15 protein-coding genes and 2 tRNA genes are annotated in these 26323 nt (G+C 45.0%); 9 read left to right on the top strand and 8 right to left on the bottom strand.

The annotated features are described in order from the left end of the window. Positions 1–23: 23 nt before the first annotated feature. The 4 genes from pyk to guaA all read right to left on the bottom strand — a co-directional run bounded on the left by pyk (position 24) and on the right by guaA (position 11310). Positions 24–1451, bottom strand: coding sequence for a pyruvate kinase (gene pyk / locus AC3B6P_RS09245; protein WP_489805941.1), 1428 nt, complete (start codon positions 1449–1451; stop codon positions 24–26). Between the two features lie 17 nt (positions 1452–1468). Continuing rightward, positions 1469–2368 (bottom strand): SH3 domain-containing protein, encoded by a 900-nt coding sequence (locus tag AC3B6P_RS09240; protein WP_489805842.1) that lies wholly within the window; start codon positions 2366–2368, stop codon positions 1469–1471. 218 nt (positions 2369–2586) lie between these two features. Then, positions 2587–8997: an autotransporter domain-containing protein gene (locus tag AC3B6P_RS09235; RefSeq protein ID WP_489805841.1), complete on the bottom strand. Its 6411-nt coding sequence runs from the start codon at positions 8995–8997 to the stop codon at positions 2587–2589. Positions 8998–9714: 717 nt separating this feature from the next. After that, the gene (guaA, locus tag AC3B6P_RS09230; protein ID WP_489805840.1) at positions 9715–11310 is read right to left on the bottom strand and encodes a glutamine-hydrolyzing GMP synthase; all 1596 of its coding nucleotides are present in this window, start codon (positions 11308–11310) and stop codon (positions 9715–9717) included. A 141-nt stretch (positions 11311–11451) separates the two neighbouring features. Between guaA and AC3B6P_RS09225 the strand changes: the two genes are divergently transcribed. From AC3B6P_RS09225 to AC3B6P_RS09200, 6 genes are all read left to right on the top strand, one after another. Then, the gene (locus AC3B6P_RS09225) at positions 11452–11829 is read left to right on the top strand and encodes a hypothetical protein (protein ID WP_489805839.1); all 378 of its coding nucleotides are present in this window, start codon (positions 11452–11454) and stop codon (positions 11827–11829) included. A gap of 81 nt (positions 11830–11910) precedes the next feature. Continuing rightward, positions 11911–11987 (top strand) — tRNA-Arg (locus tag AC3B6P_RS09220). A 34-nt stretch (positions 11988–12021) separates the two neighbouring features. After that, positions 12022–12098, top strand: a tRNA-Arg gene (locus AC3B6P_RS09215). A 179-nt stretch (positions 12099–12277) separates the two neighbouring features. Beyond that, on the top strand, positions 12278–13465 hold the full coding sequence (locus tag AC3B6P_RS09210; RefSeq protein WP_489805838.1) for an MFS transporter: 1188 nt from the start codon (positions 12278–12280) through the stop codon (positions 13463–13465). A gap of 137 nt (positions 13466–13602) precedes the next feature. Beyond that, the gene (gene lysA, locus AC3B6P_RS09205) at positions 13603–14922 is read left to right on the top strand and encodes a diaminopimelate decarboxylase (protein ID WP_489805837.1); all 1320 of its coding nucleotides are present in this window, start codon (positions 13603–13605) and stop codon (positions 14920–14922) included. Positions 14923–14930: 8 nt separating this feature from the next. Continuing rightward, complete coding sequence (locus AC3B6P_RS09200; RefSeq protein ID WP_489805836.1) at positions 14931–17588, top strand: DUF4175 family protein; 2658 nt, start codon at positions 14931–14933, stop codon at positions 17586–17588. A 7-nt stretch (positions 17589–17595) separates the two neighbouring features. Here the strand turns inward: AC3B6P_RS09200 and AC3B6P_RS09195 are convergent, their stop codons facing one another. The 3 genes from AC3B6P_RS09195 to AC3B6P_RS09185 are packed head-to-tail and all read right to left on the bottom strand — an operon-like array spanning position 17596 to position 22065. Then, positions 17596–19092, bottom strand: a complete 1497-nt coding sequence (locus AC3B6P_RS09195; protein WP_489805835.1) for a Ppx/GppA phosphatase family protein — start codon at positions 19090–19092, stop codon at positions 17596–17598. Beyond that, a complete protein-coding gene (locus AC3B6P_RS09190; protein WP_489805834.1) occupies positions 19079–21307 on the bottom strand; it encodes an RNA degradosome polyphosphate kinase in 2229 nt (742 codons plus the stop codon). The genes AC3B6P_RS09195 and AC3B6P_RS09190 overlap by 14 nt, the downstream gene beginning before the upstream one ends. Further along, complete coding sequence (locus AC3B6P_RS09185) at positions 21304–22065, bottom strand: DnaA/Hda family protein (protein ID WP_489805833.1); 762 nt, start codon at positions 22063–22065, stop codon at positions 21304–21306. The genes AC3B6P_RS09190 and AC3B6P_RS09185 overlap by 4 nt, the downstream gene beginning before the upstream one ends. A 73-nt stretch (positions 22066–22138) precedes the next feature. Here AC3B6P_RS09185 and purM point away from each other — a divergent pair, with 73 nt between their 5' ends. Beyond that, the gene (gene purM, locus AC3B6P_RS09180; protein WP_489805832.1) at positions 22139–23200 is read left to right on the top strand and encodes a phosphoribosylformylglycinamidine cyclo-ligase; all 1062 of its coding nucleotides are present in this window, start codon (positions 22139–22141) and stop codon (positions 23198–23200) included. Positions 23201–23203: 3 nt separating this feature from the next. Continuing rightward, on the top strand, positions 23204–23800 hold the full coding sequence (gene purN / locus AC3B6P_RS09175; protein WP_489805831.1) for a phosphoribosylglycinamide formyltransferase: 597 nt from the start codon (positions 23204–23206) through the stop codon (positions 23798–23800). 74 nt (positions 23801–23874) lie between these two features. On the opposite strand, the gene ndk is transcribed toward purN, so the two are convergent. Then, entirely contained in the window at positions 23875–24297 is a 423-nt protein-coding gene (gene ndk / locus AC3B6P_RS09170) for a nucleoside-diphosphate kinase (protein ID WP_489805830.1), read from the bottom strand. 129 nt (positions 24298–24426) lie between these two features. Here ndk and AC3B6P_RS09165 point away from each other — a divergent pair, with 129 nt between their 5' ends. Then, a complete protein-coding gene (locus AC3B6P_RS09165) occupies positions 24427–26322 on the top strand; it encodes an ABC-F family ATP-binding cassette domain-containing protein (RefSeq protein ID WP_489805829.1) in 1896 nt (631 codons plus the stop codon). The last annotated feature ends 1 nt before the right edge of the window (position 26323 follow it).

Raw genomic sequence — 26323 nt, 5'->3', positions numbered from 1 at the left:
GCTTTCTTTTACCAATTAAATTTTCAGATCTTTATGACGCGCAGGGTATTTGTGCTGCCTGCACGCCCGAAAGGTAGCCCTGCCAGGATAATGACATGCTGTCCTTCTTTAGCTAAGGATCTTTCTTTCATGATTTTTGCTACGGGAAGATCAAGATCTTCAATCCCCATAGCTTCGTCAGTCATAGGATGGACTTCCGGGAAGACACCCCAAACCACACATAAACGACGCGCTACTGTACGATCGCTTAAAGAAACAACCGGGTTATAAGGCCGTTCACGTGCAACGGTAATAACCCCACGTCCACTCCTGGAATGAACCGCCAGCGCTGCTGCATTTAGCGTATGCCCTGTATCCCAGGCAGACTGCGCCAAGGCCCCCTGAATTGTATGTTCTACTGGAGGACGCATTTTATCCATACGCGCACGCCATTGTGGGTCATGCTCAACACGCGTTACAATACGAACCATCATCTGTACTGCTTCGAGTGGATAACGCCCTGCTGCACTTTCAGCTGAGAGCATAACAGCATCAGTACCGTCATAAACAGCATTTGCAACATCTGATACTTCTGCGCGAGTTGGAGTTGGGCTTTCAATCATGCTTTCAAGCATTTGTGTAGCTACGATGACAGGACGACCGAGCTTGCGCGCCTCTGCAATTGCCCGTTTTTGTGTGACTGGCACTTCTTCAGCAGGAAGCTCAACCCCAAGATCTCCACGGGCAACCATCACAGCATCTGAATGGTGAATAATCTTTTCAAGGCAATCAACTGCTTGTGGCTTCTCGAGTTTTGTAACAATCCACGCCCTACCTTTGGCTATTTTTTGTGCTTCCATAACATCTTCCGGTTTCTGCACGAAAGATAGAGCAACAAGGTCTACCCCCAAAGAGAGAGCATAATTAAAATCATCCCTGTCTTTTTCTGTTAAGGCAGGAATAGGCAGAATAACATCAGGGACATTCACTCCCTTACGTTCTGATAATTTACCACCAATAAGCACTTCGGTTTCAAGGGAATCAGCTGTTTTGGAGAGGACCTTTAGAGCTAGTTTGCCATCATCAAGCAACAAACGATGTCCGACATCAACAGCCTGAATAATTTCAGGATGAGGCAGACAGACACGTTTTTCATCGCCTGGCTTATTATCCATATCGAAACGGAAGCGCTGTCCCTGTTTTAATATAACGGGGCCATTTGCAAAAACACCTACGCGCAATTTAGGACCCTGTAAGTCAGCAAGAATAGCCAAAGGATGGCCTATAATTTTTTCAGCCTGGCGGATTGCTCCATGACGGGCGGCATGTTCCTCATGTGACCCATGGGAGAAATTAAGACGAAAAACATTTACGCCAGCTTGTGCCAAAGATAAAATGACTTCTGGCGATGATGAAGATGGCCCTAGGGTCGCAACAATCTTTGTTCGCCTGTCATGTGCAATATTAGTCATCATATCCTCAATTCTGATTATTTTGGTTCTATAATCTCCTCAGGGAAAAGCCCCCAGATATATTTACGCTGCACCCAACCTTCATAATCAGATACTTTGACATGACACCAGGCAGTCTTCATAGGACAACTTATAAGCTGCCCAACCACTCCAGCCTTTAACAAAGCAATAACCCGTTGATCTGTCCCTGCTGAATTCAAAAGGTAAGTATGATCGCCTTTCTGATTGCTTATTTCCTGCGGCGGAACGTAACCTATCACATAGGGATCAGCGTGTTTAGAAAAAGAATTTTTAGTATCCTGGGCCTTGCTATCTTCCTGCCCCACGACAACAAATGTACGGTTCCCTCTTAAAGTAACTCTATGTACCCAGCCTTTCTGGCCTTCTGAATCCTCGACCAGGCGCCAGACATCAAATTCTCTCTCGATTTTTACGGGCAGGCCCCGACGATGATAAACCCAATCAATCGGATAGCGCTCACCGGGACCGCGCCTCAGATAAACACGATCTGCCCTCAAAGAAGCAAAACGGGGAATAGGGTACCCCGTATCAGTCCCTTTTTCCTGTTCTGTCTGAGCCGACTTCATTGGCAGACTGTCTGGCTGCTGTGTCTTATTCGCCGCTCCGACAGCAGTCCCCGCACTCGCCCCGGCAACAGCACCAGCTGCGAGGGGGACCTTTAAGGACGTTGCAGCCTTATGCTGTTTCGCAATTTTTGCGTGAGTGCGCTTACCCTCATGTCTGTGCGACATTTTTCCAGCAGTTTTTTTATGAACTGCTTTTTTCGACCCTATGTGATGGTGGCTCACTTCAGCCTGTGCATTACAGAACTGTCCCGTAAGAACAAGACAGGAAATCAGTAAAACTGTCTTCCCTGTTACAAGAAGACGACTGGAAACAGGATATGACAGCTTCATGAATTCATCTGTACCAATGTTATAAAATACGGGGGCAGTCTAACGATTTTCCTTCTTATTCAAAAGACTTTTCTCAAACGACAATTGCAGAAGAAAGCATTAACCTCAGACTATTTATAAAAAAAAGTCTCTATCCCGTATTCATTAACGGTATAGAGACCTCTTCCTTTCCATAAAGGAGAAAAGGAAAGAGCCTGAAACTCTTTCCTTTCACTGTCTTAGAACTTCATTGAAAGTTCTGCTCTTCCCCCACTATCAACAGACTGGTTGCCATACTGACCAATATAGGAGAGTTTGAGATCCAGGCTATCCGTAACATTCAGAGAGAAACCAGTGTCAATCAATGCTGAATCCTTAGATAGTGGGACACCGGCAATATCCATTGTTCCACCATCTCTACCATTTTTGAACATTTCATGCGCCGTTGGTGTTAAGAGCCCAAAGGCATGTCTATAAGCGATTGTAGCATAGGGCTTCACCATCATATGCTGTGTCGCCTTGAAACTGGTCATCATATGAACACCGAAAGTCGAGAACGTAACACCTGTATCAGAGTTCTTTCCACGAATACCCAGTCCACCACCTTCTTTGAATTTATCAGTATCCAGATTGACATAAGCAACATTGGCGAATGGCTCAATTGTCGCATTTTTTAACCGGAACCGGTAACCAAGTTCTGCAAATGTCTGGGCCGTGCCTGCACGATAATTACTATCTAATTTCTTGCGCACATCAGCATAAGTAACTGTATGATGCATATTCATCATATTCCAGCTATAGGCTACCCCCATACGGAGATAGACATGTCCCCAATGTGTGCCTGCATAGGCAGAAACAGTAGCATTATTGCTATAACCATTTGCTGATGTGTTTTTGGTACTGAACATTGAACGTCCGTAGCTGATCAGACCACCAACACGCCATGTATCAAATACCGGAGCATCAGCCCCCATGATGAACCCCGTGCTGGAATGATTCATCCTCGAAGCATTGCCATCGCCTGAATTATTCCCACGGCTTCCATAAGCCTGCCCCCAAAGAACTACAGAAGAAGATTCACATTTACCGTCAATTCTTTTTCCTGTTTTGGCATCTGCAGTGCTGATACCATTATTTCCGTTGACATCATCACAGTCAGCCATAGCAAGGCGGTTTAATGCTGCTTCTCTTACGTAGAAACTATCCTGAATAAGGGCAGTCCTTGCAGAAGCATGTATCTCGCCAGAGAATGAATTCAGACTTCTTCTCTCTTCCCCTCTATAAATCTGCTCAGCCGCTGCGAGCACAGGATTTTCAGCTGTCAGATGGTTTCCAGCCCTGGACTTATCAAGTCTGTCAAGAGCATGGGCGACTTCCCGCTCGTTACGTGTCAATGCCGTGGTGACGAACCCCCTGGCATTACGAGCCATATAAATATAGCCCTCATTATCTACATCATTTGGTGACGATCTATCTTCCTGCGTTGAAATCCCATTCTGAGAATTTTCATTACCTTTACTCTCATTACTTGGTTTAAATCCTAATTTAGGATCAAGGAAGGCATATCTATCTTCAAGATTTGTATTACCCAAAGAACTTCCTTCACTCTTTATCCCGTTATTAGCAACCAGAAATGTATAAGATTGCCCATAACGTAAATCCATTCCACGCTGAAAATTAACGTCAATCTTGGAATTTCTCAAATCAGCCATTCCATTGACATAAATTGTATTACTACTATTATCCCCGTTGATAGTCTTATTTCTCAACAAACTATCCGATCCAGAGGCAATATTAACCAGAATATGAGAGTCGTTTTTCATATTAAGGTCGCCGTTAATATTCAATGAACCTGTGGGATCACTTAAACTTCCAGCCTGAATGACAGCGCCAGTTTTTACAGTAACACTATTGACGTCACCATTTCCTGATAACATGCTACCCTGCTCAACAGACACAGATGAAGAATTTCTAAGATCGGCATCCGCCTCCAGGTTACCACCTTCAATAATTGTCTCGCCATGATAATTCTGATCATGCGTAATGCGTAATGTACCCCCATCTTTCTTGACCAGATCGCTTACTCCCTTCTCACCAGAAGCATCAGTAACATAGGCATCATCAATCGCCGTATTCAACTCTGCCGTGACTGTACTAGGTCTACCAGTTGTATCGCCAACTATAATATCTGTCTGAAACCCAGTACTATATAATTCCCCGCCAGTTATAACATATGACTTCCCATCATCATTCATGAACTGCATGCCACTGACTTTTACACGGGCAGGTAAACCATCTTTTTCGTCCTTGACAACAACGATACTCGCATCTTGTTGGAAGATCGCCATGTTACCCTTATTCCACGACCCCCTATCTTGCCCATCAGCATTTGTCCAGCTCGAAACCCCTACACCATTTACAGAAGCACTCCACTCATAAGTAGGTAACGGCACATCCATTATCGAAACTTTTACATGAGTCTTAGCCCCATTGGTTTCCGGAACAAAGAATTGAAGATCTTTATCGTTAACAACCAAGTTCACCTGATGTTCACGAGATGTCTGAAGTGACAAACTAACTCCATCCTCAACTGGTAAACCGGCAATCTGTTGCTTATCTTCATTATGCAACTGTCCATCATAACTATATAAACGATAGACACCCGCCCCCAACTCCCTGGATGAGCCATTGGAATTTGTTACTTCCAATATTCCACCCAGACTTAGATCTCCATGCACTGTCACGAGGTCGTTATAAGAACCGCCAGCTACATTAGATTGTCCCATTGAGAATTTTTGATATGAGCCATCATGCAGTGTCAAATCACCCATGATCTGTAAATTGCCAAGACCAGCCCCACCAGAATTGCCAGGAGATAATGTACCACCTTCCTGTACATCAACAGCACCACCAATTATACCAGAACCGCTCAGAGTGCTTTCATTATTAACATATACAGCCCCATTTGCTCCACTCTGATCCCCATCAATCTCGAGATTTCCGCCATTTAGAATCGTGTCTCCTTTATAGATATTATTACCGGAGAAGACTTCATTCCCACCGTTCAGCGTAACACCACCATCACCGAAAATAATGCCTTCAAATTTATCAGCAGCAACAACAAGAGTCAGATCATTACCGCCCAGCTTTACAAAGCCACTTGCCGCCCCCGAAAGTGATTGAATATCGGTGTTACCTGTCACCAGACCTGATAAATCGAATAAACCATCAGCCTGGATATTACTGGATTGAGAAATAGAACCACCATCAGATAGAGCAAGGGTCCCTTCATTTCTAATAATAGTTTTGCCAGTATAATCATTAACGCCAGTAAAGGTCTCAACTCCCTTAGCTACAGTGAAACCACTATTACCATAGATAGATCCTTCAAACTTACCATTATTGGCATTAGTTACTGTCAGATTATTATCACCAAGTTTTACAGAACCATTAACACCACCTGAAAGTGATTCTATCTCAGTATTTTCTGTTGCTACTTCTGACAAATCAAAGAAGCCATTTACTTGAACATTGTTTGACCGGGCAATAGAGCCATTACCAGAGAGTGCAAATGTTGCTCCATTTTCAATAACCGTTTCCCCATGGTAATCATTGACACCAGTAAATGCCTCGCGCCCACCAGCAATGGTAATACCGCCATTACCAGACACACTGCCGTCAAACTGACCACCTGCCTCTGTCACTATGAGGTTGTTCTCACCCAGATTCACAGAGCCACTTGCCGAACCAGAAAGTGATTTAATTTCTGCATTACCTGTTAAACCTGATATATCAAAATGACCATCATCCTGAAGATTGGAGGAATGACTTATGGAACCACGTCCCGTAAGTGCTAAAACAGCACCATCCTTAACTGTCGTAGAACCAGTATAACTATTAATTCCACCAAGTATTTCTTTCCCACCAGCAATGGTAACACCACCAACCTCAATGTTCCCTATGTGATAGGCACTACCAGAAATTACGCCATCAAATTCATTTCCAGCTTCTTCATTCGCATGATTAATAACCAGATTATGCCTTCCAAGCTCAACATTACCATTCATGTTGCCTGAAAGTGAATTGATATTAACGTCGTTAGGTAATATTAAATAATCCTTGCCATTAGGGTATACGTGACCAGAAGAATTCACACCGGCAACATCAAATTTACCATCAACCTGCACACCAGATGATGCACTAATGGCATTCCCATCATTAGTTAAGTAAAGCGCCGCCCCCTGACTGACTTTTGTTTTACCAGTATAGCTACTGACCCCCTTGAGAGCCTGCTCACCGCCGGCAATTATAAGCCCTCCAGAACCTGACAAACTACCATTAAATGAATTATTACCAGTCCCATTAGCATGAGTGAGGACTAAAGTCTTATCCCCCAGGAAGACTTTCCCTCCACTTTTTGCAATGGAATTAATCTCAACATTGTCTCGAGTTACACCTGAAATATCAAATATACCATCGATTTTAACAGCCGATGACCGGTCAATAGACCCATCTCCCGATAAAGCTAGTGTCCCATTATTTTTAATCGTTGTCTGGCCTAGATATTCATTCTTTCCAGAGAAAACCTCTTTCTCTTCACTATGTGTCGAACGACTATCTCCGATGGTTACGCCACCATTACCAGAGATTACACCAGTAAACTGATTTCCATTATGTAATGTTTCCCCAGTAAGAATCAGATTATGATCGCCAATTATAACCTGACCATTTTCACCCCCTGAAAGAGAGTTCAATATGACATCAGTTTTGCCCATTTTACCTGATACATCCAATATTCCATCAGCCTGAACACCTGATGACTTGCTGATATCTCCACGATCTGTCAATGAAAGCGTTGCTCCTTCATTAACTGTCGTCTGGCCTGTATAGCGGTTAACACCAGCTATAACTTCTGTGCCACCCGCGATGGTTAAACCACCAGCTCCCGATATAGTACCTGAATAGACATTAGCAGGATTTGCATCAGTAATTGTTAATATTTTATTGCCGAGTATTACCTCCCCGTGACCAGCAATCCCTTTAACAGATGTCCCACTATTCTGTATCCCTTGAATATCAAATTCACCAGCAGCTGCTATATTAATAACACTAGACTGACTTATACTTCCATCAACAGAGTTATTCTGCAAATCCAAGCCAGATACAAGAGATAACTTTCCTTTATCAATATCAGTCTCGCCTGTATAAGTATTATTACCGCTCAGGTTCATTGTACCAGAACCGATTTTGTCGATTCCACCAGCACCATTAATAACTCCAGAAAATGCAGAATTTTTCTCAATATCAAATGTATTTTTAGTTCCGGAAGCGAGTTCTATTTTAGCGTTAGTATCAAAATCATTTCTATTCTCAAAAGTGCCACCATTCATTACAATGTCGGCACTACTAGAAGAACCAATAGACGTTAAGCTTCCACTCGCATCAAACACACCACCACGATTAATTTGTATGGAACTATCAGAGTCCGTATTAATCCTGTCATTTCCCTGATAGGATAATAGCGAACCATTATTAACATTTATATGACTGCCATTTTGCAGGTTAATTACAGACTGATTACCTGACGCTGAGTTTATCTGCACATAACCACCATTTCCAATATTTATAGAGCTATGGTCAGATAAACTTACACTATTATTTTTATAATTTTGTGTAATTAAAAAAGATGCACCATCACCAACATTAACAATAGAGCTTCCTTCCATATAAATTGCGGCAAGATTTTTTGACAATTCACCATTTTCAGTAGAGAAAACCGTTCCATTTCCCGTGATGTCAAGCTCACCATGGGCACCTTCATCTGCACCATGGTTGCCTAACACCAAACCGTTATGCACATCAACATTCGCCCCATTAGTAACGGTAACTTTGCCCTGTCCCTCTTCCCCTATTGTAAGCTGACTAACCTCAACCGTAGAATGATCAATTATAGCTTCACCAGAATCTCCCTTTAAATTACCAAATGTAAGAGCGACCCCGCTTCCATCGTTCCTAACACCCTCTATGGAACTACCATTGGTCAGTGTCAGATGGGCTACATTGCCACCCTGTGCGCCTATATAGAATAAACCTGAATCATCACCTGTATGACCCGTAGGTGCTGAAGGCATTATAATATGACCGTTATTTAAGGATAGATCCCCCTGACTCGTAATAGCAGAAACACCATTTAATGATCCACCATCATTAAGGGCAAGATTTGCACCATCTTTTATGGTTGTTTTTCCAGTATAATTACTATGTCCTGTAAATATTTCTTCACCTCGAGAGATTAATAAGTCTCCATCTCCTGAGATTACTCCTGAAAAATAATGACTCTCTGAAGAATTTCCACTTATATGCAGGACTTTATTTCCAAGATCTACTGACCCTTTCCCTGAAAGAGCATTAATCTGAGCTATGTCATTAATAGCGGAAATATTTAATGTACCATCATTAATAACATTATGTGATCTATCGATCGCCGCCTCACCTATCAGATTTAGTGCAGCTCCTTCATCAATAACTGTATCTCCAGTATAAACCTGGACAGTATTCAGATCATATGAAGTCCCAGAAGTAACATGCAGACCATTATCTGCCCTTGCAGCCACATTCATCAGCACCAAAGATAATGAGGACGCAACCAAAAGCGATGTCCTAAAAGATGAAGATGCGAAGAGACGGCTTTCTTTCAGATACATGTCCAACCCACACTAAAATGATAATAGATCATGAGGGAAGCATACATAAGAATAAGACGAAATTATGTCATGATATGCCACATATTGTTATCACTATAATTAAAATATTAATATACAAATTAATAAATATTATATTTTATAATTCGTATTTATTTTTACTTATATTTTAATCGCAAATATTATTTTGTTTATTTTTATTTTATATTAACTATAATTTAATTTATGTTCCACAATAAAAATGCGAAAATTGCATAATAGGTGAATCTTCGTACAGTTATTATTTTTTCTTATAAATTAAGCATAAACAACACGTTAGAGGCTATATTATGCTTTTTTAACCTGAAGGTTCGTTCTATAGACCGTCTTTAAATAGGCAATGTTACCAGTAAAAATGACGCTATTTTTTGTGTAAAACAAATTTTTCATAACCAGAAAAACAATACCAAATAAGTCTTATTTTAGCCCTAATTGCTTTTTTTTCTCTTATTAATTGCGATTTTCGAAATTAAAGTCAGATTTTGCAATATCGTAAACAACCCTAGCAAAACAGATCATAACTCAAACATGCTCAGAGATACATTCAGTGATCCGTGTATGTTTCAAAACAAAACCCCGCATTTCTGCGGGGTTTTCGGCAAACCTATTTCACCTTAAAATACGGAATCATTCCCACTCAATTGTTCCTGGTGGCTTGGAGGTAATGTCATAAGTGACACGGTTGATACCACGGACTTCATTTACGATTCGGCTGGAAACGCGGTTGAGGAAGTCGAAGCTGAAAGGATAGACTTCAGCGGTCATACCATCCGTGCTGGTCACAGCACGCAGAGCGCAAGCTTGATCGTACGTGCGACCATCACCCATCACACCGACAGTTCTGACGGGAAGCAGCACTGCGAAAGCCTGCCAGATTTCATCATACAAACCAGCTTTACGGATTTCTTCCAGATAGATTGAATCAACCTTTCTCAGAAGGTCGAGCTTTTCGCGTGTCACATCTCCAGGAATACGGATAGCAAGTCCCGGTCCCGGGAAGGGATGACGACCAACAATAGATTCTGGAATCCCCAGCTCTCTGCCCAATGCACGTACTTCGTCTTTGAAAAGCTCGCGCAGTGGCTCGACAAGCTGCATATTCATCCGCTCTGGCAACCCGCCGACATTATGGTGGGATTTGATCGTAACAGATGGCCCGCCTGTAAAGCTCACACTCTCAATAACATCAGGATATAAAGTGCCTTGAGCCAGGAACTGTGCGCCTCCCAGCTTGGCAGCTTCTTCTTCAAAGACTTCTACAAAAAGGCGCCCTATTGTTTTGCGCTTTGTTTCCGGGTCTGTCACACCAGCAAGCTCACCCAGGAACAGGTCTGAAGCGTCACGGTGAACAAGCTTTATATTAAACTCATCTCTGAAAGTGCGGACAACTTCATCTGCTTCCCCAGCACGTAAAATACCGGGATCCACAAAAATACAGGTCAGCTGATCGCCGATCGCCTCATGAATCAGTTTTGCAGCAACAGAGCTGTCAACCCCACCAGAGAGACCGCATATGACTTTTTTGTCACCAACCTGTTTGCGAATACGGGCAATTTCCAGGTCACGGAAGCCGGCCATCGTCCATGAGCCGGCACATCCTGCGACACGATGGACAAAATTCTGAATCAATGCTGCACCATGGGGAGTATGAACAACCTCGGGATGGAACTGAACCCCGTAAATCTTCCGCTCATCATTAGCAATAATCGCAAAAGGTGCCCCTTCGGAATAAGCAACAGCCTTAAATCCATCAGGCAGGGACGTAACACGGTCCCCATGACTCATCCAGACCTGCTCTTCAGCACCAGTCGCCCAGAGCCCGTGTGAGAGCAGGCATTCTTCTGCGACCATAATATAGGCGCGTCCAAACTCACGATGTTCATGTGTTTCAACTGTTCCACCGAGAGTCTGGCAGAGAATTTGCTGACCATAACAAATTCCTAAAATGGGGCAACCCAGCTCAAGAACAACTTTAGGAATCTGAGGCGCATTCTGGTCATGAACACTAGCAGGGCTACCCGAGAGAATAATTCCACGCGGATGAAAAGCTCTGATTTTTTCATCACTTACTGTATAAGGCCATATCTCACAATAAACGCCATTTTCGCGTACACGCCGTGCGATAAGCTGGGTTACCTGACTACCAAAATCAAGAATCAGAATTCTGTCTTCATGAAGGGATTGATCAAGCTGATTAAGGTTTTCTGCGCTGTCCTGCGTCAAGTTTCTGGCCTCGTCTCTAAAATATGGCTTAATTCTTTCTGAAAGTTCGGTATTTATAAAGGGTGTAACCGAAAACGTCATCCTTTTATGGTAGTCTTATAAAATCTTTTAGATCATATCCCTGCATGATGAGGAGCCTTTATGCGCCTTTCTTTCTTTTTTCCTCTGGCTGGACTGGCATTGCTGGGAGCCTGTAGCGATATTCCCGACCCGGCGCATAATGCTTACGGAACATGGAAAGGCAAACTCGTCACAGAAGATGGTGCCTGTCCAACTCAGGACGAATCACTCCTAAGGGTGCGTGGAAAGACGCTTGTCTTCACACCAGGAATCAGCACTTCCGTCTTAAGAGGCCCCTATTCTGAGGGGGATCAGGTTTTTCGAGCAGAACTTACGGATAAAGGGATGAATAACACTCCCTATCGGCAGGTCTTCAAGGCTTATCCTATCGGCCATAATATTGGTGGGACATATGCCTCACCCCGTTGTCGGGCACGGATCACCCTGGAGCGTGAATAAGATAATTCATTAAAAACAAAAAAAACGCGCCAAAAGGGGGTTGCGTTGCTTTGTTAATGAAGATAGAAGACGCCGCAAGACGCACCCGTAGCTCAACTGGATAGAGCACCAGACTACGAATCTGGGGGTTAGAGGTTCGAGTCCTTTCGGGTGCACCATTATTGTCCAGCATGGTTTCTTACCATGAATTATGCACCCGTAGCTCAACTGGATAGAGCACCAGACTACGAATCTGGGGGTTAGAGGTTCGAGTCCTTTCGGGTGCACCATATCATTAAAATCGTAATTTAATGTTTGGAGATATTTCTCCTATCATAAAGGCAAATTGCGAAACTTGTCTTTCTGCTTGAACAAGTCAGAGCTTTTCTCAGTAATGGATGCCCCACTTACTGAGCTCCGAAAATTTATATGAAACAATATCTTATTTTGATTCACAGGAGAGATTCGCGTGTCTTTAGATACCCATCAAGACACTTATCAAAAATATCTGCTGTTTCTCACAGCCATTCTCTTCATTGCCTATTTATGTGTTGGCCTTACCTTACCCATCGCCCCCATATTTGTCGCTCACAACCTTGGACTAAATAACCTCTGGGCGGGCCTGACTGTCGGAATTGCTTTTTTCTCCACAATCATGACACGTGGTTATGCAGGAAAATTTGTTGACGTAAAAGGCTCAAAACCCTCTGTCAGACGGGGGCTGATCCTTTATATGACCGGGGCTATGTTCTGCCTTTTGGCAGGCTTTCTAACCGATCATCCTCATCTGTCTCTCGTCATATTGATAGGCGGAAGAGTCATTCTTGGCCTGGGAGAGAGCTTCGTTGGGGTTGGTATTAATAACTGGGGCATTGCCCTCGTTGGCCCACAACGCTCTGGCAAGGTCATGTCATTGGTGGGAGCTGCTATTTATGGTGCTATTGGCATTGGGGGGCCATTAGGCCTTATCCTTTATCATCATATCGGATATGTCAGCGCGATGCTAGTCAGTTTCATTCTTCCAGCAATCGGGCTTTTCGCGATTATGAAAATCCCTTTTACTCCGCCAGAACCACACGCCCATAAACCTTCATTTTTAAGAGTTCTGCGAAAAATCTGGCTCCATGGATCGATCATATGCCTACAAGGCATAGGTTTTGCCGCAATCGGTGCCTTTTTCGCTCTTTATTTTACAGAAAATCATTGGTCAGGAGCCGGAATGGGCCTTGGCGCCTTTGGATCTGGCTATGTTCTGTTACGTTTTTTTTGTGGAAACCTGCCTGATCGTATCGGTGGGCTGCGTATTGCACTTTATTCCCTCCTGATCGAAGCCTTCGGGCAATTATTAATATGGGGCAGTAATGGAGCCATAACCGCCCTATCAGGCGCTTTTCTGACAGGAGTCGGCTGTTCAATGATCTATCCTGGAATTGGTCGTGAGGTCATAAATCTGGTTACACCACAAGAACGCGGTATTGCTCTCGGTGGCTTTTCGGCATTTCAGGATTTATCTTACGGCCTCACAGGTCCAATAGCCGGACTTATTGCAGACCTCTCAGGTTATAGGAATATATTTCTGGCAAGCTGTTTTGCTGCTCTTATCGGATTTCTGGCAGTAATTCGGCTTTCATTTAAATCACAAAGAAAAATCTCCTGACAAGCTATAGACACCACTTATCGTAAATCTTTAATTCTCTGCCAATCAGCCCTATGAGAATTAGGTTTATATACTTTATACTGCCTCACTCTTCTTGATTCACATTCTTCATAAATCAGGGCCAATAGTACTATTTTATGACCGCAGACCATACTGACCCTACGATAGAGAGCCTATGCTCCAGTCATCCCTCCCTCCGCTATGATATGCAAAAGGGACTGCTTTTTGACAACACTCCCTTGCAGGCACTGGCCAAAGAGGCCGGAACCCCCTGCTGGGTTATCAGTGATACTGTCTTGCGTGAACGAGCCTTAAAATTCAAAGAGGCATTCAGGGATTACAAACAGACTGTTCATTTTCATTTTGCGGTCAAATCACAGGATCACAAAGCCTGCCTTTCTTCCCTGGCACAACTTGGATATGGCGCTGATATTGTCAGTGGCGGAGAAATGGAACGCGCCCTGCAAGCCGGTATCAAGGCTGAGGATATCGTCTTTTCCGGGGTAGGAAAGACTGATGAAGAACTTCTCAAAGCCGTCATGCTCGGGATTGCACAGGTCAATATCGAGAGTGCTGAAGAACTTTTCAGACTCAATGAGCTTGCCCTTTCGGCAAACAGAAAAATACGCGCAGCCCTTCGTGTAAACCCTGATGTTGATGCTGGTACCCACGCCAAAATCACAACAGGAAAAGCTGAAAATAAATTTGGCATTGCGCATCAGGACGTCATTGCCCTTTACCGCAAAGCGCAAACCGAGCTTTCAGCTATAGAAATGGTTGGACTTGCCGTGCACCTAGGGAGCCAGATCCTGACTGAAGCACCTTATAGGACCGGTTATGAAAAACTGGCCATTATGGTACGTGAGCTTCGTCAGGAAGGGCTAAGCGTTACCACACTTGATTGTGGTGGTGGTTTAGGGATCTGTTATCGCGATGAAAACGCACCGGAACCTGACATGCTCGCAAATATTATTCGCGAAACACTCTGCCCTCTCGATGTCACCTTACGTTTAGAACCGGGACGATGGATTTCTGCTCCTGCGGGTCTTTTACTGACCGATATTATCGAAATCAAAAAGGGTACAAGGCAATTTGCCATCATTGATGCCGGAATGAACGATCTCATCCGACCTGCTATGTATGATTCATGGCACGGAATTGTTCCTCTTAAAAACCCTACCTGCAAAGAAACCGAATTATATGACGTTGTGGGGCCAGTCTGTGAAAGTAGTGACGTTTTCGCCCGCAATCGTCCGCTGCCCTCTCTTGCCAAGGGTGACATGCTCGCCATTCTTGATGCGGGTGCTTATGGCTCGGTAATGAGTTCTACTTATAATTCACGCCCTTTGGCTACCCAAATCATGGTCAGAAACGGTCAGACTGCCATTATCCGTAAAAGACAGTCTTTGGAAGAAATTCTGGCACAGGAACTTTTGCCATCATGGCCTGAGGATTAATCGTAAGGATGACGACCAGGGCTTCCTTTAACCAGAATCTCAAACGGATACGCCTGAAAGCATTGCGTCTCCTGAAGATAGAGCAGGTTTGGGCTGAACTGCGCTGGTCGCTCCTGATTATCCTTTTATGGGGCCTGGCATCTCTTTTCCATCTTCCCCAGAAACTGCCTGACATATTTCATGGTCTTGCAGAACTGGCTGTATTGTTGCTGTGCTTCTACCTTTTTTTCACGCGCCGGAAAAAATCCATTCCTCCAACGACAGAGGAGCTTGATCGCCTCATTGAGCGTTCTACTCCTCTATATGGGCGCCCTCTTGCTTGCCTGAATGATTCTCCTGCATCTCCTCCGAAAACACTGACTTCACAAGCGCATCTTCAGGTCTGGCAGGAATATCAGAACCGCCTCATTTCATCTCTCTCATCTCTGAAGGTCAGGAAACCGCGCTTTTTTCATCACTGGTACGAACGCATAACTCTTCTTGTTTTAATAGTTTTATATAGTGCAGGACTGTTTCTTGCAGGACAACATAGTCTTTCACGTCTGGAAGCCGGTTTCATCCCCGGGATAGATGACGACCTTGTTCCCTTAGCGTCAGTACAGGCCTGGATTGAGCCCCCTGCCTTTACAAAAAAAACCATTCTATTTCTGCAAAATCAGACTCATACTTTAGAGACCCCGATCCTACAGGGAAGTCATTTTTATGCTGTCATCACTGGCGGTAAAAAAGTCCCTCATATTTCAGGCATTGAAAAACTGAAAGCTCATAAACTTGAAGATAAGAACTGGAAAATTGAAGGTCTTGTTTTTGAAGGTAAAACCATAAAAATTTTTGTAAGGGGGCGTATCATTGCCTTCTGGAATATCCACGTTGAAAAAGATATTCCGCCTTTTATTAACTGGAAAGAGAAACCAAAAAGTCTCAAAGACAGTTGGCGAACCTCTATTAGCTGGATAGCCCGTCAACCACAGGGCCTGAAATCCATTGAACTGGTTCTCACACAAAGAGATCAACATCCATTACATGGTTATCAACCCCGTATCAGCCATATCGTTCTTCCGCTTGAAAATCATCCCACATCCAATGAAGGCCAGGTGAATCTTGATCTCTCTGCTGATCCTTTTGCAGGAGGAAAGGTTGAGGCTTATTTAGAAGCAACCAGCCTCTCCGGTTTAACGGCTAGGAGTTCGATCAAACAGATAGATCTTACACCCCGTCCTTTTCTTGACCCACTTGCACGTGCCCTGATTGACCTGCGGAAAAGAGTGTCCCTGCACGAAGAAACATACGCCCAATCCTTTGATGAGCTGCTTCTCCTAAGCCAGTTGCCAATGTCCTATGATGTCAGATCTGCGTTCTCGCAGGCCCTCATCAGTGCAAAAAAAGCACGTCCATCAGATCAACTCCGCGAAATCCTGTGGTTCCTAGCTCTTTATGAGGAAGATCGTTCTAACGCAGGAACCGCTATTGCCCTTTCAATGGCAGAATTTAGAGCTGCCCATCAGGATGTCCTCCATAATATCAACCAGATAGCAGGACAAACCTCTTTTTCCATTTCAGATCAGGAAATATTACATGCGCACCTTGAGAGACTGCAAACGGCTCTCGATAAGCGTATGGATCTCATGTTCAACCAAGCCAATCAGACCGGGATTATCCTGCCTATACCTTCTGACAAGGATACGCCCTGGCAGAAACTCACGCATAAAATCCAGCAGGAAGTCCTGCAAAATCAGACATCAAAGGCCCTGAACCATCTGGCAAAGCTGTCTGATATGGCTGAACAGATGCGACAGGCCCAGAAACCTGACCTTCAATCCCTTGCCTTACAGATGAAAGCCCAGCAGGAAGCAAGAGATCAACGCTCTGCTCTACAAGCGCTCATTAAAAAAGAAACAGAACTTTTAAACCATACACACCGGCGACAAGCCACATCTTCTGATGATCAGGACAGTCAGTCGCAGGATGTAACCCAGATGTCTACGGCCTCTTTGCTTCGTCAGCTAGGCATTACCCCTCCTGAAAACCTTGATCATCCCCACCATCAAACGGTTCCTGGCCTCGTGATGGAACAGCAATTTTCCACGCAACGCCAGGAGGATTATCAAATCCAGCAGGCGCTTCAGACTTTAACAAAGATTTTGATAGAACGCGGGAAAGAACTCACTCATAAGGATAATAAAGCCTTTGAACGCGCCTCAAAAGATATGGTGCAAGTCCTGAAATTCATTGCCCAGAGAAATGACCCTCATACTGCTTTAGCAGAACAAAAAGTCCTCGAGGATCTGTCTCAAGCACAAAAGGAAATGAAGAAAAACCAGCATTCCATGCAGAATAAATCGCAAGGACGGTTGGGCTTTATTTTACCTCCCCACGCCTCTCAAACCCATCAGAGCCCTCAGAAGAATGGAAGCGCATCAGAACCGCAAGACGAAGATGAAGATGATGGAGATGAGGATGGTCAGTCCACTGCCTCTAAGAAGAAAGATCCGCTAGGACGTTCTCTCGATCCAGGTAATAACCCGGATGCCCATATCCCTGATAATTATAAAAACCGTTCCATAGAGCGTGAATTACGCCGCCGTGCCTCTGACAGAACACGACCTAAAGCTGAACTTGATTACCTTGAAAGGCTTTTGGAACCGTTTTCTCACCCTAACTTATGAAATGACTCTATTGTTCCAGAATGGCGAAGGGTTTTCCCAACTCTTTAGCTAGTTTCTTCAAGCGGATTTCAACAGCACTCCCAGCTGAGCGCAATAATCCTGCTCCCAGATCAAGTGTCAAAACATCATTCTTGAGAGAAAGCTGGCAGGATTTCAGAAGAACATCCGCCCCTGCACAGAGCGTATAAGCAAGTCTTATCAGAGCCCCTAACAGGATCGCACGCTCAAATTTCTCTTGAGAAAGAATCCTTCTTGAAATCTCAAGCAAAGGATCATTGCGGTCGATACCGTAACGAATCCCCATAACAAGCGCCAAGAAAGCCCTCGTATCATGATCAAAGCTGACGCCTTGATTATAAAGAACAAGCCTATAGGATTCTTCTGCTCTATATTCAGGATGTGCAAATGCACCAATATCCGAAATCAAACAGGCATAATAGCGCCAGGTAGCAAATAACGCGGTCTCGCCTAATCCGCCTGCATCTTTAAAAAGACATGACGTCCATTCATATAAAAGATTAGGTGACATTACCTGTCGGCTTGACCTCGCGGCCATTTCTTCGAGAAGAATCAGAGATGGATCAAAATTCCACAAAGAAGACGCGACATGACGCAGGTACCACCCTTCACGTAACCCTTCAGTGCTGAAAACAATATCTATAGGCGAGATGTGATCCAGCAATTCCAACAGAACAATTGCTGCATAAGGGACATCCGGAAGGCGCTTTAAACCGATTTTATCCAAAGCCTTCAGATCTTTTTCAGAAACGCTACCCGCCCATAAAGCTAGTTCCCGCGCCTCCTGAATGGAAAGACGGAGTAAATGGACAATATTAAGAGGGTAATTATATTTGGCGATATAGAGCCTCGCCAAAGCCCGGAAAGCCCCTCCGACCAGATAAAGTGAACGTCCATGTCCAGATGAAAGCCAGTCGATTCTCTCAAAATGACCTGATGCAATTGCGGCAGCTTTTTCGAGGTCTTCATCTGCCTTTTCCCTCAGGCGTATGACACCCAAAGGCGTCGTAATTGCTTCATAATGGCGCTTATCTGCAATATGAATCAGCTCAAGTGAGCCCCCACCAATATCAGCAACGATACCATTTGCCTCTGGCAGGGCACATAACATGCCACTTGCTGCATAATCAGCCTCTTCCTCACCATTAAGGATACGGAAAGTAACATCGGGCAAAAGCTGCTTAACTGAATCAATAAATTCCTGGCCATTAGAAGAATCTCTGACCGCAGCAGTCGCTAATATATGGAAAGGCTCTGCCCCCATGACCGCAGCGATTGTTGCATAACGGACAAGGACATCTTTAGCTCTGAGCACGCCCTCTTCATTTAGCTTGCCCGTTTTATCAAGACCTTTTCCTAATTTCAGCGTATGTTTTTCATTAAAACTAATAAGGGGATTACGTCTGATCCCTTCAAACACGACCATTCGCACTGAGTTTGATCCCAGATCAACGATTGCTGCACGTTTTCGGTCAGCACGCTCCATGACCTCCCTCCTCCCAACTTAATTCGGGCACTGTATAAAGCTCGGGTTTGATACGGTTCAATCCCCCGCTGCGCTTCGAGAGTGAGGGATTACTCATGAAATTCTCATGAGCAGAAAACTCCCTCTGCTGTATCGAAACATGATGCCAGTCACCTTTAGGCCCCATTCTCCATGTCTGAAGCGTGTCACGCAGATCAACAGTCATAATCTGTCCCAATATCTGGGCATGAACCAGCGGGTCAGTGATTGGCACAAGAACCTCGACGCGCTTATCCATATTACGTTGCATCCAGTCAGCTGAGGAGATAAAAAGTTTTGCCTGACGTGACGGTAAATGACGCCCATTGCCAAAGGCAAAAATACGCGAATGCTCCAGAAAACGTCCAACAATAGACCTGACCTGTATCCTCTCAGAAAGCCCCGTAACCCCAGGGCGCAAGCAGCATATGCCCCGCACAAGTGCTACAATTTTAACCCCTGCCTGAGATGCTTCATAAAGAAGATCAATTAATTTTGGATCGACAAGGCTATTCATCTTCAACCAAATATGTCCGGGCCTGCCGGCCTGAACATGTGAAATTTCTTCCCTGATGAGGGTTTCCAATGTCTGGCGGATATTGATCGGAGAAAATGAAACAGCCTGCATATGTTCAGGCACGATACAGCCTGTCACATAATTAAAAAGGCGTGCAGAATCTTCGACTAAAGCCTTATTACAAGTGAAAAAAGAAAGATCTGTATAAATTTTCGCCGTTAATGGATGATAATTTCCTGTACCAAAATGAGCATAAGAACGAAGCTGGTTTTCTTCCCTGCGAACAACCAGGCTTAGTTTTGCATGTGTTTTATAATGTGCCAGGCCAAAAACAACCTGTACACCCGCTGCTTCAAGAGCACGTGCCAATCTTATATTGGCCTCCTCATCAAATCTGGCACGCAATTCAACAACGGCTGTTACTGATTTCCCTGCATCTGCAGCTTCAATAAGAGCATGAACAATAGGGCTGTCACGCGACGTGCGATAAAGAGTCTGCTTGATTGCCAGAACATGCGGATCAAGAGCTGCCTGCTGCAAGAATTTTACTACGACATCGAAACTTTCAAAAGGATGATGAACAATTAAATCATTAGCCCTGATCGCTGCAAAACAATCGCCATCATAATCAAGAACACGCTGTGGAAAGCGCGGCGTATAAGGCGGAAAAACAAGATCAGGGCGGTCATTAACCACAAGCTGGGCCAGATCAACCATCCCTACCATTTCAGGCAGGACAATCACATCTTTAGGACCAACCCCCATTTCCTTATAAAGCTCACGCCCTAATGTATCGGGTAAACTTCCCTCAAGTTCCAGATGTATCCCAACACCTCTACGCCTTTGTTTTAACGCAGTTTCATAGGCGCTGACGAGATCTTCAGCTTCATCCTCGAATTCTACATCCGTATCACGGATAATTCGTAAAACGCCAGAAGACTCGATAGAAACTCCAGGAAAAAGGCGCGAAGCAAAAAGTGTAATAATATCTTCCAGCAAAACGAATCTGATCTCATCACTTTGGGAAGGAAGGCGCAAAAAACGTGATATCTGACTGGGGAGAAGGACAATCCCATCCATGACATGGATATGATTAAGCGGATCGGTCAGAGATAAAACAAGGGCCAGCCCCATATTTGGAATAAACGGACATGGATGAGAAGGATCAACAGCCAGAGGTGTCAGGACAGGATAAATCTGGTCATCGAAATATTCTGACAACCACTCTTTATCCTTATCGGCTAACTTGTCAGGCTCAATAATCCGGATTCCAGACTCATCAAGCTCTCTGCGTAAATTCTGCCAGATATGCTGCTGATTCTGTTTAAGGGCTCTGGCTTTAAGACGGACCTCCTCAAGCTGCTGCCCAGGCGTTGCACCATCAGGACTTAGGGTGGAAATATTCTCACGCACCTGCCCTACAAGACCGGCAACACGTACAGAATAAAACTCATCAAGATTACGGGCGCTGATTGATAGAAAACTTACACGCTCAAGTAAAGGATTACGTTTATTTTCAGCTTCTTCAATGACTCTCTGATTAAAATCCAGCCATGAAAGCTCTCGATTAACAAAACGCTCAGGAGAATGTCTGATATCTCTTTCGCCATCATTTGGAATATATTTTTCTCCAAAAGAAATATGAGATCGCGAAGCGGAATCGGAGTAAACTTTCTTCATGGCGCACTCTCCCTAGATTCCAGCATATCAGCAAGAGCTTCTTGCGCAAGAGACCGGGAGATCGGCTCTCCTCTTTCAAGGGCAATTTCATCAAGACGTGTAACAGCTCTTACGAGGGCCTCTCCTGTACGGGGCAAATGACGCCATAACCAATCCGTCACTGGTTGCGACACGACAAGTTGTCGCTCGGCCAGTAATGACAAAAGAAGCGTTGCTCGTAATTTGTCTTCTGGCTCTTCAATAAATGTTGTACATGTTGCTTTAAGGCGACTAGCCAGGTCTGGTACTCTGAAATGCTTCCAGGAAGGTGGCTGCCGAGCAGCCATAACAACTCTCACTTTTTGCGAAGAAGCAAGATTCAGCAGATGAAGAAGGGCAACTTCATTCAGGCCTTCGTCCAGATGGTCGATCACAACTGCCTTAACAGGCGCCTCATATTTTGTCTCGCCCAGAATATCAGCTAAATTTTCTTCAGAAAGCGCTGAGGCTTCATAGACATGAACAAGATTTTTTTCAGACCAGGAACGCAGTAAATGTGTTTTACCCGTTCCAGAAGGCCCCCATAACCAGAGACGATTTTCAGGCCAGTTTTCCCGTGACAGCCAGGCGCGGGCTGAAGCATTGGAGGCACCTGCGATAAAATCGCTACTGAAAGACCGCCCTCCGGGCCGTAAATCCAGTGTCATTTGTAACTGATTCCGGCTCATAATCCCCCTCGGACTATCAGGGTGGATTGTTTCATATCCTGTCTGCCACATCTAGCTATTTCGTCTTTTGCAAGGATGCTTTAGAATAAGGGAAGCATCAACCCCCAATAAAGGCTTACTTTTTATGACTTCGACTTCTGGACCTTCTAACGGCGCACGCTATGCTGATGCTGGAGTGGATATAGCAGCCGGAGATGCTTTGGTCGAAGCAATTAAACCTGCCGCCAAAGCAACTTCACGTCCCGGCGTAATAGGAGGATTAGGTGGATTTGGCGCTTTATTCGACCTGAAAGCGGCCGGATTTAACGACCCTGTCCTTGTCAGTTGCACAGATGGTGTCGGGACGAAACTCCTTCTGGCAGTAGAAAGTGGCGAACATGACAATATCGGCATTGATCTCGTCGCCATGTGCGTCAATGACCTGATCGTGCAAGGGGCAAAACCCCTCTTTTTCCTTGATTATATGGCAACAGGCCAGCTTAGCCTTGAGGTCGCTACGCGTATTGTCGAAAGTATCGCGCGTGCCTGCAAAGAAAGCAATTGTGCCCTTGTTGGCGGGGAAACAGCAGAAATGCCCGGCCTTTACGGCAAAGGGCATTATGACCTGGCCGGTTTTAGCGTTGGAGCGGCTGAACGGGACAGATTACTACCTGCCACGATTAAGGCTGGTGATACACTCATAGGTCTACCTTCCTCAGGTGTACATTCTAACGGTTTTTCTCTCGTGCGCCGTATTGTCGAGAAAACAGGCCTTGGATGGAACGACCCTTCACCATTCAGCCCCGGCAAAACACTGGCACAGTCATTCCTTGAACCAACACGCCTTTACGTCAAGACGGTCCTACACCTTCATGAAAAAAATCTCATTCAGGGATGCAGCCATATTACAGGTGGTGGGTTGCCCGGCAATCTGCCTCGTATCCTGCCGGAAGGGCATGGTGCCATCATTGATGGAGCAAGCTGGACTGCACCAAAGGTTTTCCACTGGCTCGCCAAAGAAGGGCCAGTTACACAAGAAGAAATGCTGAAAGTTTTTAATTGCGGAGTCGGAATGGTGCTTGTCACCTCGAAGCCTGAAGCGGTTATGGCAGAACTTGCATCCCTTGGAGAAACAGGTTTTGTTATGGGTCACGTAACATCTGACTGCACGAATATTAAATTCAGCAATCCCGTTTCCTTTGCCTGAGCAATGAACAAGACAAAAGAAAAAACACCCATTGCGATCCTGATCAGCGGGCGTGGCAGTAATATGACTGCCTTGCTAGAAGCATGCGCTGATCCTGCATATCCGGCACGCGTTGTATTGGTTTTAAGCAACCGACCAGATGCGGCGGGGATTGAAACTGCCCGGAAATATGGCATCCCCACCAGCGTAGTCGATCACACGCTTTATGGCCGCGACCGTGAAGCGCATGAAAAGGAAATTGACAGGCAGGTCCGTGCTTCAGGCGCTAAAATAATCTGCCTAGCTGGCTATATGCGTGTCTTAACGCCTTATCTCGTGAGGGAGTGGTCTGGGCATATGTTAAATATCCACCCAAGCCTGCTTCCAGAATTTCCTGGACTTCATACACATGAAGCAGCCCTGAAAGCTGGTGTCCAAGAACATGGATGTACGATACATCTTGTCACAGATGGTGTTGATGAAGGCCCTATTCTAGCACAGGCCAAAGTACCAGTTCTTGCTGAAGATACAGCCGAAATTCTGGGAAACCGCGTTCTCAAAGAAGAGCACAGGCTTTATCCGGCAGTGCTCGCACAATTTATTGATAAGACCATTGCATAGAAAGACTAAGAAAAGTCTTTCTGATAATGAAGCGATAGGGGAAAACAATTTCCCCTATCATCTCCCTGAAAAAATCAGGGGAGAATTTCTGTTTCCGCAAAAAAGAAGCTGATTTCACGAGCGGCATTTTCGAGACTGTCTGAACCATGGACAGAATTCTCACCAATGCTTTTGGCGAAGAGTTTACGCACAGTGCCTTCAGCTGCTTCAGCTGGGTTCGTGGCCCCCATAACTTCACGGTGAAGAGCGACAGCATTCTCACCCTGAAGAACCTGTACCACAACAGGGCCAGAGATCATGAAGGAAACCAGTTCGCCAAAGAATAGACGATCTTTATGTACTTCGTAGAAGGCGCCGGCTTCTTTCTCGCTCAGCTGAATACGCTTCTGAGCAACAATGCGTAGACCCGCATCTTCAAACACAGCATTGATTTTGCCGGTAAGATTACGCTCGGTTGCATCTGGTTTGATAATAGAAAGTGTGCGTTCAAGGGCCATTATTTGTCCTCTCTCTAATATAAAGGATAAGCTTTCCAGAACTCACTAGAGGAAAAATCAGGAATCTGATAGGGTGCGAGCCAATTTTTTTAAAAACCAAGCTGCAATTATAGTCCCTGGGGATCACTTTTGAGTCTTCTTGTCATTAATAATTTAACACTCCGCATTGCAGGACGCCCCCTGCTTGAAGGAGCTTCACTCACAATAGACCCGGGACGCAGGATAGGCCTGGTCGGACGCAATGGTGTAGGGAAATCAACCCTTCTGGCAGCTATTGCTGGAGATATTACCCCCGACGATGGAACAATTACCCTCTCCAATCGTGCAACAATTGGCCGCGTTAAGCAGGAAACGCCTTCTGGACCGCAATCCCTTCTTGAAACAGTGCTTGAAAGCCATGAAGAGCGCGCCACCCTCCTGGCTCAGGCAGAAACCATCACAGACCCCCATAAATTGGCAGAAATTCACGAAAGACTGATCGCAATTGACGCTCATGCCGCACCTGCCCGTGCAAGTGCTATTCTGGCAGGTCTCGGGTTTGACCATGAAGCACAACAACGCTCTGTTTCAGATTTCTCCGGTGGATGGAGAATGCGCGTTGCATTAGCCAGCGCTCTCTTCCTCGCCCCGGATTTACTACTTCTTGATGAACCCACAAACCATCTTGATATAGAGGCAACTCTTTGGCTGGAAAACTGGCTGACGAAATATTCAGGGGCTGTTTTGATGGTCAGCCATGACCGCTCTCTGCTTGATAATACAGTCAATGCCATTGCTCATCTCGATCAGGGGAAAATTTCTGTCACACCTGGTGGGTATGACCGTTTTATCCAAATCAAAACAGAACAAGCCCTCCAGCAGAACCGTGCTGCTGAAAAACTTTCGGCCCAGCGTGCTAAAATGGAAGCTTTCGTCGCACGTTTCAGAGCAAAAGCCACAAAGGCCCGGCAGGCTCAGGCACGCCTGAAAGCCCTGGTAAAACTGCCACAGATTGATTCAGTCATTGAAGCGACACCAACCGTTTTCTCGTTCCCGGAGCCAGAAGCTTTACCACCACCAATGATCAGGTTGGAAAATGTTACGGTCGGTTATGACGGAAAACCCATATTGAGCCATCTTAATTTACGGCTTGATATGCAGGACCGTATCGCCCTTTTAGGGCAAAACGGCCAGGGTAAATCAACCTTTGCCAAACTTATGGCAGGAAGACTCTCTCCCCTTGAGGGAGAATTATCAACCAACCCACGCCTGAAAGTAGGGTATTTCGCTCAACATCAAAGTGAAGAACTTATCATGAGCGACAGCCCTATCGACCATATGGCAAAGGCTTTGCCCAAAGCGACTCCAACAGCCATCAGGGCGCAACTTGCGCGTTTCGGACTCGACTCCATGAGAGCTGAAACAGCTGTGCAAAATCTTTCTGGGGGAGAAAAGGCGCGGCTTCTGCTTTCATTAGCCACACGTCATGCCCCGCATCTTTTATTATTAGACGAACCAACGAACCACCTTGACCTTGATGCGCGTGATGCCCTGATTCGCGCTCTGTGCAATTTTGACGGTGCCGTTATTTTAATCAGCCATGATAGTTACCTCGTTGATTCTGTCGCTGATGATTTATGGATTGCTGAAAATGGTACGATCACCCCTTTCAAAGGGGATATGACAGATTACAAGGAATGGCTTGAAACACGTGCCCGCCGTGCTGCATCTGCCATCACAGCAAAGCAGCCAGACGGCAGAAAAACCTCAGAATCGGCCATGACACGTGTAGAAAAGAAGGAGCTCACAAGACAGCTTGCCCCTTTACGGCGAAAAATTAGAGATCTTGAAACACAAATGACAAAATTCTCTGATATGAAAAAAAGACTTGAAGAGAAGCTCGCCTCACCTACACTCTATAACTCTGGAAAAACTTCCGACATTACGAACCTCAATAGCGAACTTTCCAAAGTCAGCCAGATGCTTGAACAAATAGAGCTATCCTGGTTTGAAGCCCAGGACGAACTGGAAAAGAGTAATATTTAAG

The organism is Aristophania sp. ESL1142 (assembly GCF_058107345.1).
The sequence above is the reverse complement of the archived record's forward strand: the minus strand, read 5'-3'. Positions and strand labels throughout refer to the sequence as shown.